At 37.7% G+C, this 16394-nt stretch carries 18 protein-coding genes and 1 pseudogene; 14 read left to right on the top strand and 5 right to left on the bottom strand.

Features of this window, described 5'->3' with window-relative positions:
* Positions 1–328 precede the first annotated feature (328 nt).
* From allC to arcC, 7 genes are all read left to right on the top strand, one after another.
* Positions 329–1558: an allantoate deiminase gene (gene allC / locus KVT27_RS08520; RefSeq protein ID WP_217581140.1), complete on the top strand. Its 1230-nt coding sequence runs from the start codon at positions 329–331 to the stop codon at positions 1556–1558.
* A 28-nt stretch (positions 1559–1586) separates the two neighbouring features.
* The gene (gene allE, locus KVT27_RS08525) at positions 1587–2375 is read left to right on the top strand and encodes a (S)-ureidoglycine aminohydrolase (protein WP_036125894.1); all 789 of its coding nucleotides are present in this window, start codon (positions 1587–1589) and stop codon (positions 2373–2375) included.
* A 132-nt stretch (positions 2376–2507) separates the two neighbouring features.
* Positions 2508–3557, top strand: coding sequence for an ureidoglycolate dehydrogenase (allD, locus tag KVT27_RS08530; protein WP_036148365.1), 1050 nt, complete (start codon positions 2508–2510; stop codon positions 3555–3557).
* A 17-nt stretch (positions 3558–3574) separates the two neighbouring features.
* Positions 3575–5329, top strand: coding sequence for an acyl-CoA synthetase FdrA (locus KVT27_RS08535; protein WP_217581141.1), 1755 nt, complete (start codon positions 3575–3577; stop codon positions 5327–5329).
* On the top strand, positions 5329–6594 hold the full coding sequence (locus tag KVT27_RS08540; RefSeq protein WP_217581142.1) for a YlbE family protein: 1266 nt from the start codon (positions 5329–5331) through the stop codon (positions 6592–6594). Before KVT27_RS08535 ends, KVT27_RS08540 begins: the two co-directional genes overlap by 1 nt.
* Entirely contained in the window at positions 6591–7361 is a 771-nt protein-coding gene (locus KVT27_RS08545; protein WP_150907477.1) for an oxamate carbamoyltransferase subunit AllH family protein, read from the top strand. The genes KVT27_RS08540 and KVT27_RS08545 overlap by 4 nt, the downstream gene beginning before the upstream one ends.
* A 5-nt stretch (positions 7362–7366) precedes the next feature.
* Complete coding sequence (gene arcC, locus KVT27_RS08550) at positions 7367–8299, top strand: carbamate kinase (protein WP_036125903.1); 933 nt, start codon at positions 7367–7369, stop codon at positions 8297–8299.
* A gap of 14 nt (positions 8300–8313) precedes the next feature.
* Here arcC and KVT27_RS08555 read toward each other — a convergent pair whose 3' ends face one another.
* Positions 8314–8580: a hypothetical protein gene (locus KVT27_RS08555; protein WP_036125905.1), complete on the bottom strand. Its 267-nt coding sequence runs from the start codon at positions 8578–8580 to the stop codon at positions 8314–8316.
* A 331-nt stretch (positions 8581–8911) separates the two neighbouring features.
* Positions 8912–9058: a YrzI family small protein gene (locus KVT27_RS08560; RefSeq protein WP_080709106.1), complete on the bottom strand. Its 147-nt coding sequence runs from the start codon at positions 9056–9058 to the stop codon at positions 8912–8914.
* Positions 9059–9547: 489 nt separating this feature from the next.
* Here KVT27_RS08560 and KVT27_RS27510 point away from each other — a divergent pair.
* The 3 genes and pseudogenes from KVT27_RS27510 to KVT27_RS08570 form a co-directional block, all read left to right on the top strand.
* Positions 9548–9762: pseudogene (locus tag KVT27_RS27510) on the top strand (hypothetical protein); the annotation flags it as partial.
* Positions 9763–10041: 279 nt separating this feature from the next.
* On the top strand, positions 10042–10272 hold the full coding sequence (locus KVT27_RS08565; protein WP_217581143.1) for a hypothetical protein: 231 nt from the start codon (positions 10042–10044) through the stop codon (positions 10270–10272).
* 97 nt (positions 10273–10369) lie between these two features.
* The gene (locus KVT27_RS08570) at positions 10370–10654 is read left to right on the top strand and encodes a hypothetical protein (RefSeq protein WP_217581144.1); all 285 of its coding nucleotides are present in this window, start codon (positions 10370–10372) and stop codon (positions 10652–10654) included.
* A 199-nt stretch (positions 10655–10853) separates the two neighbouring features.
* On the opposite strand, the gene KVT27_RS08575 is transcribed toward KVT27_RS08570, so the two are convergent.
* Positions 10854–11876: an MBL fold metallo-hydrolase gene (locus KVT27_RS08575; RefSeq protein WP_036148376.1), complete on the bottom strand. Its 1023-nt coding sequence runs from the start codon at positions 11874–11876 to the stop codon at positions 10854–10856.
* Positions 11877–12042: 166 nt separating this feature from the next.
* On the opposite strand from KVT27_RS08575, the gene KVT27_RS08580 reads away from it, so the two are divergent.
* Positions 12043–13053, top strand: coding sequence for a fumarylacetoacetate hydrolase family protein (locus KVT27_RS08580; RefSeq protein WP_217581145.1), 1011 nt, complete (start codon positions 12043–12045; stop codon positions 13051–13053).
* A 94-nt stretch (positions 13054–13147) separates the two neighbouring features.
* Positions 13148–13723, top strand: coding sequence for a TetR/AcrR family transcriptional regulator (locus KVT27_RS08585; protein ID WP_036148379.1), 576 nt, complete (start codon positions 13148–13150; stop codon positions 13721–13723).
* A gap of 245 nt (positions 13724–13968) precedes the next feature.
* On the opposite strand, the gene KVT27_RS27320 is transcribed toward KVT27_RS08585, so the two are convergent.
* Together KVT27_RS27320 and KVT27_RS08595 are read right to left on the bottom strand one after the other, a co-directional pair.
* Positions 13969–14061: a DUF2196 domain-containing protein gene (locus KVT27_RS27320; protein ID WP_225316197.1), complete on the bottom strand. Its 93-nt coding sequence runs from the start codon at positions 14059–14061 to the stop codon at positions 13969–13971.
* A 100-nt stretch (positions 14062–14161) separates the two neighbouring features.
* Positions 14162–14356, bottom strand: a complete 195-nt coding sequence (locus tag KVT27_RS08595; RefSeq protein ID WP_036125918.1) for a hypothetical protein — start codon at positions 14354–14356, stop codon at positions 14162–14164.
* A 344-nt stretch (positions 14357–14700) separates the two neighbouring features.
* On the opposite strand from KVT27_RS08595, the gene KVT27_RS08600 reads away from it, so the two are divergent.
* Both KVT27_RS08600 and arsB read left to right on the top strand, forming a co-directional pair.
* Positions 14701–15027, top strand: a complete 327-nt coding sequence (locus tag KVT27_RS08600) for an ArsR/SmtB family transcription factor (RefSeq protein ID WP_036148382.1) — start codon at positions 14701–14703, stop codon at positions 15025–15027.
* Positions 15020–16078 (top strand): ACR3 family arsenite efflux transporter, encoded by a 1059-nt coding sequence (gene arsB, locus KVT27_RS08605; protein ID WP_217581146.1) that lies wholly within the window; start codon positions 15020–15022, stop codon positions 16076–16078. Before KVT27_RS08600 ends, arsB begins: the two co-directional genes overlap by 8 nt.
* Positions 16079–16394: the final 316 nt, after the last annotated feature.

Below are 16394 nucleotides of genomic sequence, written 5' to 3' on the forward strand. Positions count from 1 at the left end.
GCTTAGGTTTGCTCCTACTTGTATGTGTCATGACACTCGGGCTATTGTTTATCTTTTAATCATTTTAATAAGGACTATACCACATGGGAAATCTAAGTTTTTACATAGATTTACTATGTGGTTTTTGTATTTACTTTACTCACACGCCCTCTTAAACCTCTTCCATAATCGATAGCTACGTTCTTTTTTACTCCATGCTAGCTGCTCTTCATCAAAATTTATTTGTCTAAAGTGCATAAAAAGACCATCCATTATTGTTTATTGTGTCAATGAATGGTTGTGAGGTAGGACCTATAATAAATGTGAAGAAGGAAGGAGTGAAAGAGGTATGGATATTCAATCAACTTTTGAATGGTTAGATAAGAAATTCACAGGTTTTGGTGGCTTAGAACAAGGTGGAATTACACGACTTTTATATTCTCAAGAATGGAATGATGCAGTTCGAGAACTGGAAAAAACATTCAAAGAAGAAGGGTTAGAAGCAAGCTTTGACGACATCGGGAACTTAACTGGGCGTCTTGTTGGCAGTAAATATCCGAAAGAAACCATTTTAACAGGATCACATATCGACACAGTAGTGGAGGGTGGTCATCTAGATGGCCAATTCGGTATCTTAGCTGCACTAGTGGCTGTGAAATATTTAAAAGCTAAACATGGCCAACCACTACGCTCATTAGAAGTATTATCCCTTGCAGAAGAAGAAGGTAGTCGATTCCCTTACACATTCTGGGGTAGCAAAAACTTCTTTAACTTAGCTAAAAAATCGGATGTTGACACAATTGCAGATGCTGATGGCATTAAGTTCGAAGACGCGATGCGTAAATCAGGCTTCGATTATCGTAAAACTACTGACGTTCGTAAGGACATCAAAGCATTTGTAGAAATTCATATTGAACAAGGTAAAGTGTTAGAGACAGAAAACAAAACAATCGGTGTTGTTAATGGCATCGTTGGTCAAAAACGCTTCACGATCAACTTAAAAGGGGAAGCAAACCACGCTGGTACTACGCCAATGTCATTACGTCGCGATACAGTTGTTGCCTATAGTGAAATTGTCTCGGATTTAACAAAACGTGCTAGAGAAATTGGGGAACCACTTGTATTAACGTTCGGTCATATCACACTTGTACCAAACACAGTAAATGTAGTTCCTGGTGAAATTACATTCTCAGTAGACTGTCGTCATATTGATCAGCAAATATTAAATGATTTTGCAGCAGAAATCGAAGACAAAATTAGATTAGTTGCTGAAGCAAATAGCATGACTTACGACATTCATTTATGGATGGATGAGGCACCAACATTGATGGACAAAAAAATCGTTCAAATCATAGAACAAGCAGCAAAGAACAATGTAGGGAATCAATATAAAGTGATGCCATCTGGTGCAGGACATGACTCACAAATCTTTGCTCAATATGTACCAACGGCGATGTTGTTTGTACCTTCTATTGGTGGAATTAGTCACAACATTAGTGAAGAGACGAAGATAGAAGACCTTGTTAAAGGTATTGAAGTATTAAGTAATGTACTTTATGAACTAGCATATAAAGAATAAAAATAAAGAAAAAAGGAGCCAGATACTTATGGGTTACATAAATCAAGTTCAAGGATACAGAGAAGGTTTATTAGAAACACGTTCAGTCATAAAAAAAGACAATTATGCGGTAATTACACCGGATGGTCTAGTTAATAATGTTGTACCTGGTTTCAAAGATTGTGACGTAACAATCTTAGGATCCCCGCGTTTAGGTGCAAGATTTGTAGATTACTTAGTAACTGTAAAAAACCAAGGTGGAAACAAAACTGGTTTCGCTGGTGATGGTATTCAATCTTTTGTATACGTCGTTTATGGCAAAATCAATGCGTTTGCAGATGGTAAGCGATACGAATTAACAGAAGGTGGGTATTTATATGTGCCCCCACACTTACAGTTAACTTTTGAAAATAATAATAACGGTGAGGATAGCCGATTATTCTTATACAAAAAACGTTATCAACCTCTTAAAGGATATACACCAGAAGTCGTTACAGGTAATGTGAACGACATCGAACAAGAGGCATATGAAGGTATGAAAGAAGTATTAATTCAAGACTTATTACCAAAAGAAATTGGATATGACATGAACATTCATATTCTTTCATTCAAACCAGGTGCTTCACATGGTTACATTGAAACACACGTTCAAGAACACGGCGCTTATGTTTTAAGTGGGCGAGGCATGTACAACTTAGATAACGAATGGATGCCGGTTGATAAAGGTGATTATATCTTTATGGGCGCTTATGTACCGCAAGCAACCTATGCAATTGGTTTAGATGAACCATTCTCATACATTTATTCTAAAGATGCAAACAGAGATATTGATTTATAAAAAGTGAGTATATGATCTCCAATAGCTATCCAAAGATAGATTAGGCATCTTAGTTACAAAAGAATTTCTTAAAAAAATTCTAGATTATTTAGAATCTGAAACAAAATATTAATTAAATGAGGAGTAATCAAGATGCGTGTATCTAAAGAAGAACTTTTTAATCTAATGAAACAAAAGTTTATGAAAGCGGGATTAAATGAAGGAGCGGCACATGATGTTGCAGACGTATTAACATACGCTGATTATAGAGGTATTCACTCACATGGGGCTGTACGTGTTGAATACTATTCTGAACGGATTGCAAAAGGCGGTATTACAACCAATCCAAACTATACATTTGAACAAACAGGACCAGCATCTGCGGTCTTTCATGGGGATAATGGTCCAGGTCACCAAATAGCAAAGCAAGCGATGGAAAAAGCGATTGAAATGGCTAAAAAATCAGGTGTTGCCGTTGTTGGTATGAAAAACATCTCACATAGTGGTGCTTTAGGTTACTTTGTTGAAATGGCGGCAGAACAAGATATGGTTGCTCTAAGTATGTGTCAATCAGATCCAATGGTCGTACCGTTTGGCGGAACTGAGCCTTATTTTGGGACAAACCCAATTGCTTATAGTGCACCGTCTGCTGATGACCGCATCATTACATTTGATATGGCGACTACTGTCCAAGCATGGGGCAAAATCTTAGATGCAAGAAGTAAAAATGCATCGATTCCAGATACATGGGCTGTTGATGCTACTGGTGCACCTACGACGAATGCAAGAGATGTTCATGCACTTCTACCAATTGCAGGTCCAAAAGGATACGGCTTGATGATGATGGTAGATATTTTATCAGGTAGTCTTCTAGGAGTCCCACATGGTATACATGTGTCTTCTATGTATCAAGACTTAACTAAAGGACGCGATTTAGGTCAAATTCATATCGTCATTAACCCTGCCTATTTCACAGATTTGAATGCTTTCAAGCTACAAATTACAACAATGCTCAATGAATTAAAAACACAGCCAGCGGCAGAGGGCTATGGAGAAATTTATTATCCAGGTGAACGCGGTATATTAAGAAGTAAAGAATATGATAAGGAAGGTATTGAAATCGTAGACGACATTTACAACTATCTTGTGTCAGACGACGTTCATTACGATCGTTATCATGGAAAAAATAGATTTGCAGAATAATAAATTGGAGGATCATCATGTTATACACAATTATAAAAGAAAACACTTATAAAGACTCCATCGTGTTAATGCTTTTATCCAACAAGTTGTCTGCAATTGATGGTGTAAACAAAGTATCGATCATGATGGGAACACCAGCGAACAAGGACATTTTTAAATCTTCTGGCTTAGGCACGGATGAATTAGAAAAAGCGAAGCCAAATGATATCGTCATCGTTGTAGATACAGATCAAGAAGAAAAAGTAGACGAAGTGAAAGAAGAAGTTGAGATCGCTTTAAAAGGTGATTCAGATTCACAAAATACGTCTAAAGGTCAAGAAGCTCATAACTGGAAACGTGCATTGGAGCTTGCGAACAATCCTAATTTAGCGTTAATTTCAATTCCTGGTCAATATGCTGCAATGGAAGCAGAAAACGCATTGAACGAAGGTTTACATGTGTTCATGTTTAGTGACAATGTTTCGAAAGAAGACGAAGTAAAACTGAAACAAAAAGCGCATGAAAAAGGTTTATTGGTGATGGGCCCAGACTGTGGTACGGCACTTATTCACGGCGTCCCTCTTGCTTTTACCAATAACGTAAACGAAGGTGATATCGGTATTGTTGGGGCATCAGGTACAGGGATCCAAGAAGTCACAACAATTATTGACCGTTATGGTAAAGGTGTGACAAACGCGCTTGGTACAGGTGGACGTGATTTATCGACGGAAGTTGGTGCGATTACGATGTTAGATAGCATCAAAGCATTAAACCAAGATCCGAAAGTAAAAGTCATTACAGTGATCTCTAAACCACCTGCAGAGGAAGTACAGCGCAAAGTATTAAATTTATTAAGAAATATTGATAAGCCCGTTGTTACGCTATTTTTAGGTGACAAACCTTCCTACCAAGAAGAGAATATCTATCATGCTTATACACTTGAAGAAGCAGCAGTTGTAGCTGTCCAATTATCAAATGGGGACAAACCGAATTTTGAACCGACAACAGCTGTTGTAAATGTTGTATTAAATGAATCACAAGTTGGTATTAAAGGATATTATTCGGGCGGTACTTTGGCATCTGAGGCGGCTATGCTAGTGAGAGATGCTTTTAAAGATACAATGACTGAAGAGAAAAGTGAAAGCTATGTTTTAAAAACAAACACTCATGAAATCATTGATTTAGGTGATGATGTTTATACAAAAGGTAAACCACACCCGATGATTGATCCTGAAAAACGTATCGAAATGCTTGAAAAATCTATGAACGACCCTGAAACCGCAGTCATTATGATTGATAACGTGATCGGTAACGGTGGTCATGAAGATATGGCTAGTGAACTAGCACCGACAATCAAACGTATTTTGGATAGTGCACGTCAAGAAGGTCGTCAACTTGCAGTGCTTGCAACGGTTGTAGGTACAGCACAAGACATTCAAGGGTACGATAAACAAATTGCCATTTTAAAAGAGAGTGGTGCAATTATTTGTAAGACAAACGACCAAATGGTGCGCACAGCTATCCAACTTGTAGGCGGTAAAGTGGAACAACCAATTACTCATGTACAAAAATTCGACTACACAGAAGAAAGCTTAGTAGTGGATGAGAAAATTATGTCCTTCATCAATATGAAACCAAGCGTTATCAATATTGGGCTAAAAAGCTTTACGGAAGCTGTTCAAAACAGTGGCTCAGAGTGTGTTCAATTTAACTGGCGGCCAATTGCTGGTGGCGATGAGAAGTTAATGAAAGTACTTCAATTCTTAAACTATTATGAAGGAGGTACAATCTAATGGGATACAAAACAATAAATGAAGCGAACGAAGCCGTTATCCAGAAGATCATAGCAGCGGCACCGTTTTTAACGGATGTTGTACCTGCTAAATCTGTGATTCCTGAATTAGAAGAGTACGTGTTATTACATGCTGGACCTCCAATTAAATATGAAAACATGACAGATCCTATGCAAGGCTCTTGTGTTGGCGCAATCCTTTTTGAAGGATGGGCAGAAAATGAAAAGAATGCACGAGAATTACTTGAAAACAATCAGATCAAATTCATTCCATGTCACCATGTAAATGCAGTTGGACCAATGGGTGGTATTACTTCACCTAACATGCCAGTCCTTGTTGTTATTAACAAGGAGAGTGGTAACGAAGCGTATTGTCAAATGAACGAAGGGATTGGTGCAGTATTACGCTTTGGCGCTTATAATGAGCAAGTCATCAATCGTTTACACTGGATGAAAGATGTATTAGGTCCAGTATTAAGTAAAGCCCTAAAAACACTTGATGGAGGCTTGAACGTCAACGTCTTAATTGCTAAAGCTATTGCAATGGGTGATGAGTTCCACCAGCGTAATATTGCAGCTTCACTTGCATTTTTAAAAGAACTATCTCCAATCATTGCTTCATTAGATGACGTTGAAAAAGTTCAACGTACTGAAGTAATCCAATTCTTAGCTGACACAGACCAATTTTTCTTAAATATTGCTATGGCAACTGGCAAAGCGATGATGGATGCTGCACGTACAATCGAACACGGTACAGTTGTTACCGCAATGTGCCGAAACGGTGAAAACTTTGGTATCCGTATTGCCGGTATGGGAGACGAATGGTTTACTGGTCCTGTGAATACCCCGCAAGGATTATATTTCACTGGTTACTCAGCAGAAGATGCTAACACAGATATCGGTGATTCAGCGATTACAGAAACAATCGGTGTTGGAGGTATGGCGATGATTGCAGCACCTGCAGTAACACGCTTTGTTGGTTCGGGTGGATTTAATGATGCACTTGAAACAAGTAATCAAATGACAGAAATCTGTATTAGCGAAAACCCGAACTTTGTCATCCCTACTTGGGATTTCAAAGGAGCATGTTTAGGTATCGATGCACGGAAAGTTGTTGAAACAGGGATCACACCAGTTATCAACACTGGTATTGCCCATAAAATTGCGGGGTACGGACAAATTGGTGCCGGTACAGTACATCCGCCAATCGAATGTTTTGAGAAAGCTATCACAGCATATGCTGAAAAGCTAGGATTTAAAGGATGATTTTACAAGCAAGTGCGGTTGGTTCAATCGCACTTCAATTATTGAATGATGAAAAAACCTTTACCGTGCACAGTATGTTTGAAAAAGGTTTAAATATGGTTGATCAAGATGGCGAATTGATATTTGTTGGTACAGATGAAAATGGGACATTTCCGTTCGGGATCTTACTTGATCCTCAAACGCGACAAACTGTAAAGACCAATATTAAGGTAGGCGATACATTAATGTTTCGCAATAATCGTCTTTTTCATAATCGCTTCCAAATGGTGTTTAATGTAAAAATAATACCGTTAGATATGGATTTTGAACATGCAAATATAAATAAATTGAAAGAAAATTTTCAATACATTTCCTTTACATCATATGAATCATCAGATTTTGAACGAGCACGTGTATTATCCCTGATTAATCGATTACAAGATCCAACTAAAAATCTTGACGAGACATTCCGTTATTTTATTGGGCGTGGACATGGTTTAACACCAACAGGTGATGATATCCTAGTCGGCATATTGTACGGTCATTTTATTAAAAATTTTATCGAACAAAAGCATCTAGAAACACTAAAAGCACTTATCAAGGAACCTTTAACAACCATTGTCAGTAAGCGTTTCTTAACCTGTGCTATAGAAGGTGTATTTAGTTCGAAGATTACAGCATTGCAACATGATCCATCTTTAGAAAGCATGAACAGGCTTATAGAAGTAGGATCATCTTCTGGGATGGATACGTTATATGGCATTTACTTGTCATTAACTAAGGAGTGAAAGAAATGGGGAAAAGTGTAGTTATTGCTTTAGGTGGTAATGCCATTTTACAGCCGAAACAAGAAGCAACATATGATAATCAATTCAAAAATGTAGTGTCGGCAACAGGCCATATGGTAGAAATTCGAGAAGCAGGTCATAATATCGTCATTACACATGGTAATGGTCCGCAAGTAGGGAATATCATTGCCCAAAATGAAGCTGCAAAAAATGTAGTCGAACCACTACCAATTTATGTTTGTAACGCAGAATCACAAGGTTTCATAGGTTATATGATGGAAACAGCTTTAAAAAACCATATGAAAGAACGTGGCATTGCTACAAATGTGGTTACATTGCTAACGATGGTTGAAGTGGACAGGGATGATCAAGCTTTTAAAAATCCGACTAAACCAATCGGTGTATTTTTCTCGGAAGAAGAAGCACATCGTTTAGAAGAACAAGGCTTTGTGATGGCAGAAGATGCAGGGCGGGGATATAGACGCGTTGTCCCTTCACCAGAACCAAAAGTGATTCACGGAATAGATGAAATTAAACGTTTAATTGATGAAACGATTGTTATTTCTTCTGGTGGTGGTGGTATACCTGTATATCGTGAAGACAGTGGTCAATTACATGGTATTGAAGCAGTCATTGACAAAGATCGGTCAGGATTAAAGCTAGCACAACAAGTGAATGCTGAAGTTTTCATGATGCTAACAGATGTACCAAATGTCTATATTAATTTCGGTAAAGATAATGAGCAAAAGCTAAGCCACATTACCGTAGCTGAAGCTGAACAGTATGTTGCAGAAGGACAATTTCCGGCAGGTAGTATGTTACCAAAAATGCAAGCAGCTATAGAATTTGCAAAATTAGGGAAAGAGTCAATCATTTGTTCAATCGATCAAGCAGTAGCTGCATTAGATGGAAAAGCAGGTACACGAATAACAAAATAAGTTTAAAGTATGGTTCACGGACCATCATCCATTAAGTTTGCAAAGTCATGACGCGAGTAATCACGGACTATAGGCGTTGCAAGCTTTTTGACTTCCTTACTATTTTTTACAAAATTTTCATTAAGCAAACGGGCATCACTGAACACTCTTATCCAAAGTGTTAGCAACAAACCTATTGAAGGAAGTTTAACAATTAATCCAATAAAACCATAGCAGAATTCAGGTCGATCCATTTGACGACGGTAGCAGCAGCGACTTTCGGATAAATCTTTTAATAGCATAGCAATTACTATGTGGAAAATTTGTTTATTACAAATGAAATAGTAATAAACAACATGGAGCCAATAGGGCAGAATAATGGAATTAAGTTAAAACTACAACAAGTTCTATTTGTAACATATCGCTTAAAAAGTGCAAATTACCTCATGAAGCAACCCGTCCTAGATTAGAACGGGTTAGTTTCACGGAAATTATAAAATTAAATAGCTATATTGTCTCTTTATATTACTTCATCTGGTGGTTGTGTCTTTCTCCAGCCATAAAACTGCATGACGTCTTTTAATCATATAAATCATTTCAAATCCCACCTTTCATGTTTTTTAATGAAGAAAATTAATATTGACGAATACGAATATAATTTTCTACTTTTCTTCGGTTCTCTTCAAAGATTTTTTTCGCATTTTCATTATGATTTGCTTTCTCAAGAGAGTTCTCGCGTTTTGTAATAGTTATCGTGAGAGCAAAAAAGTTTAATATCATTTATGATCACCTCCTTAAATTACCATGAAAAATAAAAAAACCGTAGAGAGACTCCCCCTACGGTGAAAAAAGGCACAAAAATACCGCAGGGGCACACTTCTCCCTGCGGTATGGGTATGCTAAATTACAAAAAACTTAAGCGATCCATTCCGAACTGGTCGAATGTGTGATTTTCATTTTTACTTTAGTTGTGGCTAATAATGACATCAATTTAACGATACGGATCATTTCATTCGACCTCCTTAAGAATTTTATGTTTACTTTGTAAGTATAGCTACATTTAGGTTGTTTGTAAACATCTTTTACTAAGATTCCCTGATTATTGAAGCGAGAGCCGTTTTTGATGTGACGGGTATAAGGGGAAATCCAAACCAAGCAAATTCTACTGGAGATTACTCCAAATTGAAAAAGCATTAGCAATTCACATTGAATAGGGTATCCCATACATTAATAAGAAGGCTAAGTGATATGTATAGTCGGAGCTATAAGTATGGGCGCGCACCAACATTTTTAATGGCAACGGGCTACGAACTAGTTCATTTAATAACCGCTTATTGATCAGATGATGAAGAAGCGGCAAAACTTGTGGAATTGGAGTTACCCTGAACAGTATATGCAGTATAAATTTTGCCAATCAAACAAATTCACTACATAATCGAATGATTCCTATAATTTATCGTAAAAATAAAGCTCATTATCGTTAATGTAGATCTGTCCAATATTTATTAAATTTATTCATAAAGTGGGAACAACTCAAATGGTTGTGACTATATCTTGACAAAGGTTAAAAAATTGCTGAGGAGTATTTTTCCTTAAGATCCATTTTGATATGCAGGAACAAAACGGGCCAGATTGCAGTAGAAGTATCTACAATAAATTATAATATATTGTAAATTTTAAATATTTTGTAATAATTGAAGGAATCGAACCAATTATAAAAATTTGGTTTTTTTAAAGCTTAAAGGGATAAGGAGGATGTTTGTTTGAGCAAAAAAAGTTATTTATTTCATTTGATTTTAGGCTTGATTACTGGATTTTTTTTCTTACCGACATTGTTAGAATGGGGAGGGATTCCTTTCACGCTTGCAGATGTAATAGAGCTTATATTTGGTGAACCTAACCAAACAAGTCGTACAGTAGTCCTTATTATTTTGGTGATACTTTTGTTCTTTATAATACGAAGCTTTTATAAACAATATAAAAAATTAATGTAAATATTTTAGCAAATACAATAAAAACGGAATACTAGGTAAGTGTCTTTATTAGTGTTATTGAACGCTACATTCACTAGGAGGGGGAGGAGATATTATTATGGAAGTATACTGGGTTAACGGACAATATCAAGAAGATGAACGGATTTTTGACTCTCAGTTTGAAGTTTATGAATGGACAGATTCATTATATCAAGATTTCTCCAACGGCTTTTTGAGAAAAGAAAATATCGGTTATGCAACTCCTGATGTAAAGGTAATTGATTGTTTAACGGAACTATTACCACAATGGGCAGGATACACAAATGTAAATGTTACAATGCATCGAGATAAGATTCAGGTAGACGGTAAAGATATGTATAGAATTTGGACATCTAGTAGATAAAGTTATTCAACAATCGGGCGCAATTGTTGAATAACTTAGATATTGCTTAATAAGACTCTCTTTTGTTGAACTTATTTTCAGAAGTGAGTCTTTTAATTTATCATGGAATATGGATTTTTGAGATTTTGTAATCAAACTTTCTACTAATGCCACAAATTATTCTGATGGATATTCATGCGTCTTTAGGAGGATGCATACGCTATACTTGCCACACGCTCATAGGGTCCCATGGCTTGATTTGATCGCCATATTTCTCGGATAAAAAAGCTTTCATGTCTTCCAGTTTTGTAGGAACCTCATTCCAATTTGGAAGAGATGGCAAGCCACGTTTACTTTTTAAGAGAATATCCACCGTAACATACAAACGTTCTGGCTGAATCCAATGAAGGAAGCGAGAAATATCGATTTCCTTAGTCAGGGACAGGGAATCAATCTCGTCATTGTAATGTTTGTTGAACTCGCTTATCAAGTTCAAGAGGTAGTCTCTCTGTTCCTTCACGAAGTCTAGGCCGCATATGGCACCATGTCCTGGAACAACGATTTCAGGTTTAATGTCATCAATAATGCGATCAAGTACTTTTATCCAGTTGAGAGTTCCTTCTTCACTGTATGCCGTACAACCGTTAAACACGACATCGCCAGCGAACAGTACCTTTTCTTTAGGCATCCACAACAGCAAGTCACTGTCAGAGTGGGCCGGAGCTACATTGTAAATCATAACCTCCGTATCGCCAAGCCGTATGTTGATATCGTCCTTTATCTCAATATTCGGGTGCACCCATTCTACGCCCTCCAGGTCAAATCCTTCAAATTCCGCTGCAAAAAACTGCTCTCCCTGAGTCGATTCCGGAGAATTCTTCCCTCTTTTGATGACGCTATCCATCCACGCGATATTCTCAGTAAGACGCTCCCTAGCCGCTTCCTTGTGCATAATAATGCAGGCTTCTTCAAACACTTTGTTCCCCCAGGTATGGTCGCTGTTATAGTGCGAGTTCACTACATAGGCGGGAGAGCCGCCATTGCTTACTTCCTTAAAAGCATCTCGCATTTCTTGCGCATGGAACAGATCAAAGAACGTGTCATACACCAAGCCTTCACCTTTGTTGATAAACCCAGCATTGGCCCAACTAATGCCACGATACGGCGAAATACCAGCAAAGACGCCATCTGCGACTTCAAAAAATTTAACCCGGGGTTTTTGGATAATACTTCTATACTGCATAACAATTCTCCTTTGCATATATGTTTTTTTGAGTTAGTCACACTGACTACATCTTTATTATAGAGAATAGAAAATAAAAAGCAAGCGAGCACTTGCGTGCATTTACTCAATGTAATATGCTAATAACTGAACAACATCACACTACATGGATGGAGGCGCTACAAACATGAAACTGGTAACCTATCACACTGAAACTTCGAAGGAATATTTTTTGGGGCTTGTCATTAACGAGGAATTTGTCGTGTCTTTTGCCGCAATCATGAAAAAGCAGGGGACATTCGTTGACAGTCTACAAAGTATGGACAGCTATCTACAACATTTGCCGGCAAGCCATACTGCCGCTAAGAAGCTGATGCAATATGCTGTTAGACAGCTGCATCAATTCAATGAAAATGAAATCTGTCCAATTACAGCAGTAAAATTGCTGCCACCTATTTTGAAACCGGCTGCACTTATTGATTTCGGGCTGACGCCAAGACATCTGAAAAATGCTGGCGTAAATCTGCTGCAAAGAGAATACACAGGAGCGGAAAGAGAAGAGTTTATACAAAAAATTGCGGAAAAATTCCAGCAAGAACCGAATAAAGTAACCTTCAGTTATTACAAATGTAACCATAATGCATTGATTGGCGATGGGGCTACAATTCATTGGCCTTCGTATTCTTCTTATCTGGATATCGAACCGGAGCTGGCCTTTGTTACAGGGAAGGGGAACTGTATTGCTGGTTATGTAATTTTTAACGACAGTACTGCTCGCGATGTGCAGTGGCCAGATTTTCAGGCGTTGACCGGACCAACGCGGTGCAAAGATTTTGATAACAGCAAAGGAATAGGACCATTTCTGGTTACACCGGATGAAATCGATAACCCGCTGGCACTGGATGTGGATGTACGAATCGGAGAGAGACTGCACTGGAAGGGAAGCACATCCGAGTATTCCGCGCACCCTGCGAAGGTGATGGAGGAGGTTCTCAAAGTTTTCACGCCGCTCCCGGGCACGATTATAGGAATGGGGACGATACCGGATTGCTGCGCAATCGAGACCGAGCAATGGCTGTTGCCCTCTGACCGAATCCGGATTACGTTCGATAATTTAGGAACGCTCACGCAATTGGTGCCTGATAATGTCAAGATTACGGAAGCTAGTCGCTGGGAAAGAAGAAGTGATTTACCTTAAATAAACGTTTAGGAAGATGATGAACCCCCGAACCTATTGTGTATGAATAACTTGTTGTATAATAAGGTTTAACATATGCAAAAGGAGTAATACAATGCATACTTCAGACAGAATTATCGAAGCCGCGACACGGCTCATAAAAAAGAATGGCTATCGGGGAGTAAGCACTAAAGCCATTGCAGCGGAAGCTACAGTCAATGAATCTACAATTTTCCGTCATTTTGGAAGCAAGCAAGGCATACTAGAAGCAATCATTGAAAGGCATTCGGATATCCCGCAATTTGAGAAACTGCTAATGGAGGAAGCAACCGATAATCCGGAAGTTGATCTGCTGAATGTAAGCCAGCAGTACCGCTTGTTTTTCCATAAAAATACGGATATTATTTTGATTGGCATCCGCGAAAAAGGAATATTTCCTGAATTAGACAGAGTGCTGGCCGAGCCGCCGGTGAAGCTGCACTCTTTGCTGGTTGAATATTTTGAACGACTGCAGAAGAAAAAAATCATACCGAATCAGGATTCGCGTCTTGCCGCCATGTCTTTTCTCTCGACGTGCTACGGCTTTCAGATGAGCGAGCTGATTCACCAGCAGTATCAGTCTCAATTCGTCACCGAGGAAGAATTCTACAAGTACATTGTCTCATCGTTCGTTAAAGCAATGTTGACTTAGTCATAAAAGCCTGTAGCAGTTTATACGAATCTCTTATGGATAGGCTTCAATTAATGAAATAAAAGAAGGTATATTTCAATTAAGGGAGTAACCTATTTTACGAAAATGGTTATGAGTGAAGGGTTTATGAGGTGTTCACTTAAACTACCGTGGCATATAGCTACATCAGCTATAAAATGAAAAGAATAAAAGAAGTGAAAAAGCATACAGGGAATAGTTTACCCTTGAATGCTTTTTCACTTCTTTTATTTAGAGTGGATTTCCTGTATGCGTCCAACCTGTCCATCTGTTAGCCTAACTTTAATACCGTGGGGAAGGTTGCCTGATTTGTTAAAAATATCTTAAATGATATCTCTGGTAATTTTCCCTTTTTCCAACCTTTTTTTAACAATATTAATAGCTTTTCCTGTTATATGTCTTTCCGATATTGTCCGTATATTAGACACCCATTTTTCTACGGGTATTGCTTGTTTTTTTAGTTTGCTGGCTTTTCATTTTTTTTGTTGAAAGGTCGTGATTCATTTTTCCTTGATTAACAGAGGAACGGTTCTTTTTGTTTTCAAGCTGCTGTTTCACTGCCTCTTGCAGGCTGATTTTTTTTGGGGGTACCTCAGATTGATTATTCTCGGTCATAGAAATGCTCCTTTTTGAGTATGTTATTTAGTCCAGTATAATCTATTTTTTATTATTTGTGAAACTTTCCCCTTTAACTTACAACAAGTGAAGACGCTTTTTTACTAACAGTGCAGTTTAATGGAATAATTCACATGGGATATTGTGGTAATGTAAGGTTGTATAGGGGAAATTTAAATGGTTGAAAAAGAAATTTTCAAATGGGGTAAATATCTGTTGCAATTCAAAACATTAAATCATAATATAAGAATATAGTTATATATGGATTAATTCACCTTTCTTTAACGAGGTGATTTTATTTAAAATAATATATAAGCAAATAGTTATATAAGGAGAGCAGATAAATGGAAAACACACTAATTGAAAAACAACTAAAAGCAGCAGCTGATTTAAATCGTATTAAATTACTTGCATGCATGAAAAATGGGGAGGTATGTGTATGTGATTTTGTGGATGTGCTAGGAATATCACAACCAGCAGTTAGTCAACATCTACGAAAATTGAAGGAGGCAGGCATTATTACGGAACGAAAAGTAGGGACTTGGAAACATTACCGTTTAGTAGAGGATCAAACACCACTGATGAAGGGTGTTTTAGAACAAATTCAACCTTTAAACGGGTGCAACTGTGGCACAGATTGTTGCCATGTAGGGGGAACTGATAATGAGTAATGAATCTTTAACAAAACAGCTTTCCTTTTTAGATCGTTACCTTACCCTTTGGATATTCGTTGCGATGGGGATAGGTGTTGTATTAAGTATCACCTTGCCTAATGTTGGGGAAGCGTTAGAGTCCATGTCTATTGGCACAACGTCCATACCGATTGCTATAGGGTTAATTGTCATGATGTATCCACCATTAGCGAAAGTAAAGTATGAAGAAATGTGGCGAGTGTTTAAGGATTGGAAAGTGCTATTACTATCACTTTTACAAAATTGGTTACTAGGCCCGTTCCTCATGTTCTTTTTAGCGATTATCTTCTTACATGATTACCCAGAATATATGGCTGGACTCATTATGATTGGCTTAGCTCGATGTATTGCCATGGTGATTGTGTGGAATGATTTAGCGCGTGGAGATCGCGAATATGTAGCTGGTTTAGTTGCATTTAACTCAATTTTCCAAATTCTAACATACTCTATCTTTGCTTACTTTTTCTTAAATGTATTGCCTGGTTGGTTTGGTTTAGAGAATTTCAATGTATCCATTTCTATGTGGGAGATTACAAAGAGCGTTCTAATTTACCTAGGGATACCATTTGCTGCAGGGTTCCTCACACGATGGATTGGGATTAAAGCAAAAGGAAAACAGTGGTATGAAGAAAAGTTCTTACCGAAAATTTCACCACTTACTTTAATTGCACTGCTGTTCACGATTGTGATGATGTTTGCATTAAAGGGTGAGCAATTAGTAGAACTGCCACTTGATGTTGTGCGAATTGCTATTCCATTATTTATTTACTTTGTGATCATGTTTGCTGTGTCGTTCTTCTCTTCCCGTAAAGTTGGGGCATCTTATCCTGTCACAGCAGCTCTTTCTTTTACAGCTGCAAGCAACAACTTCGAGTTAGCCATTGCTGTTGCAGTGGGTGTGTTTGGCCTGCATAGTGGCGTGGCATTTGCCGCTGTTATTGGGCCACTAGTGGAAGTGCCAGTCCTCATTGGACTTGTATGGGTTGCCTTACGCTGGCAGAAAAAATACTTTAAAACTATTAAATATTGAACTATATTATGACACAAAACCGATTAATAAAACGGAATTGCTTACTTCTTGTGTACTGGAACTCATGCAGTAGTCCGGTGGCTAAAGGATGGGCAAATAAATTAATATCTATACTCATTGCATCTCGCTAAAGATTTCGCTATTGATTTCTGAGATATGGATTGTTACGGCATTAGGTCATGATGGCAATTTGAAAATGCTAGTAAAAAATGAGCAAATGATATGTGAAATTGAAATGTGTTAATTACATGCAAAGCTTAAACGTCTAGCTACGTGGCTAGACGTAAAAAAGTATTTTTTATATAAGAAAATGCTT

Source organism: Lysinibacillus sp. GbtcB16, assembly GCF_019091145.1.
GTDB lineage: Bacteria > Bacillota > Bacilli > Bacillales_A > Planococcaceae > Lysinibacillus > Lysinibacillus fusiformis.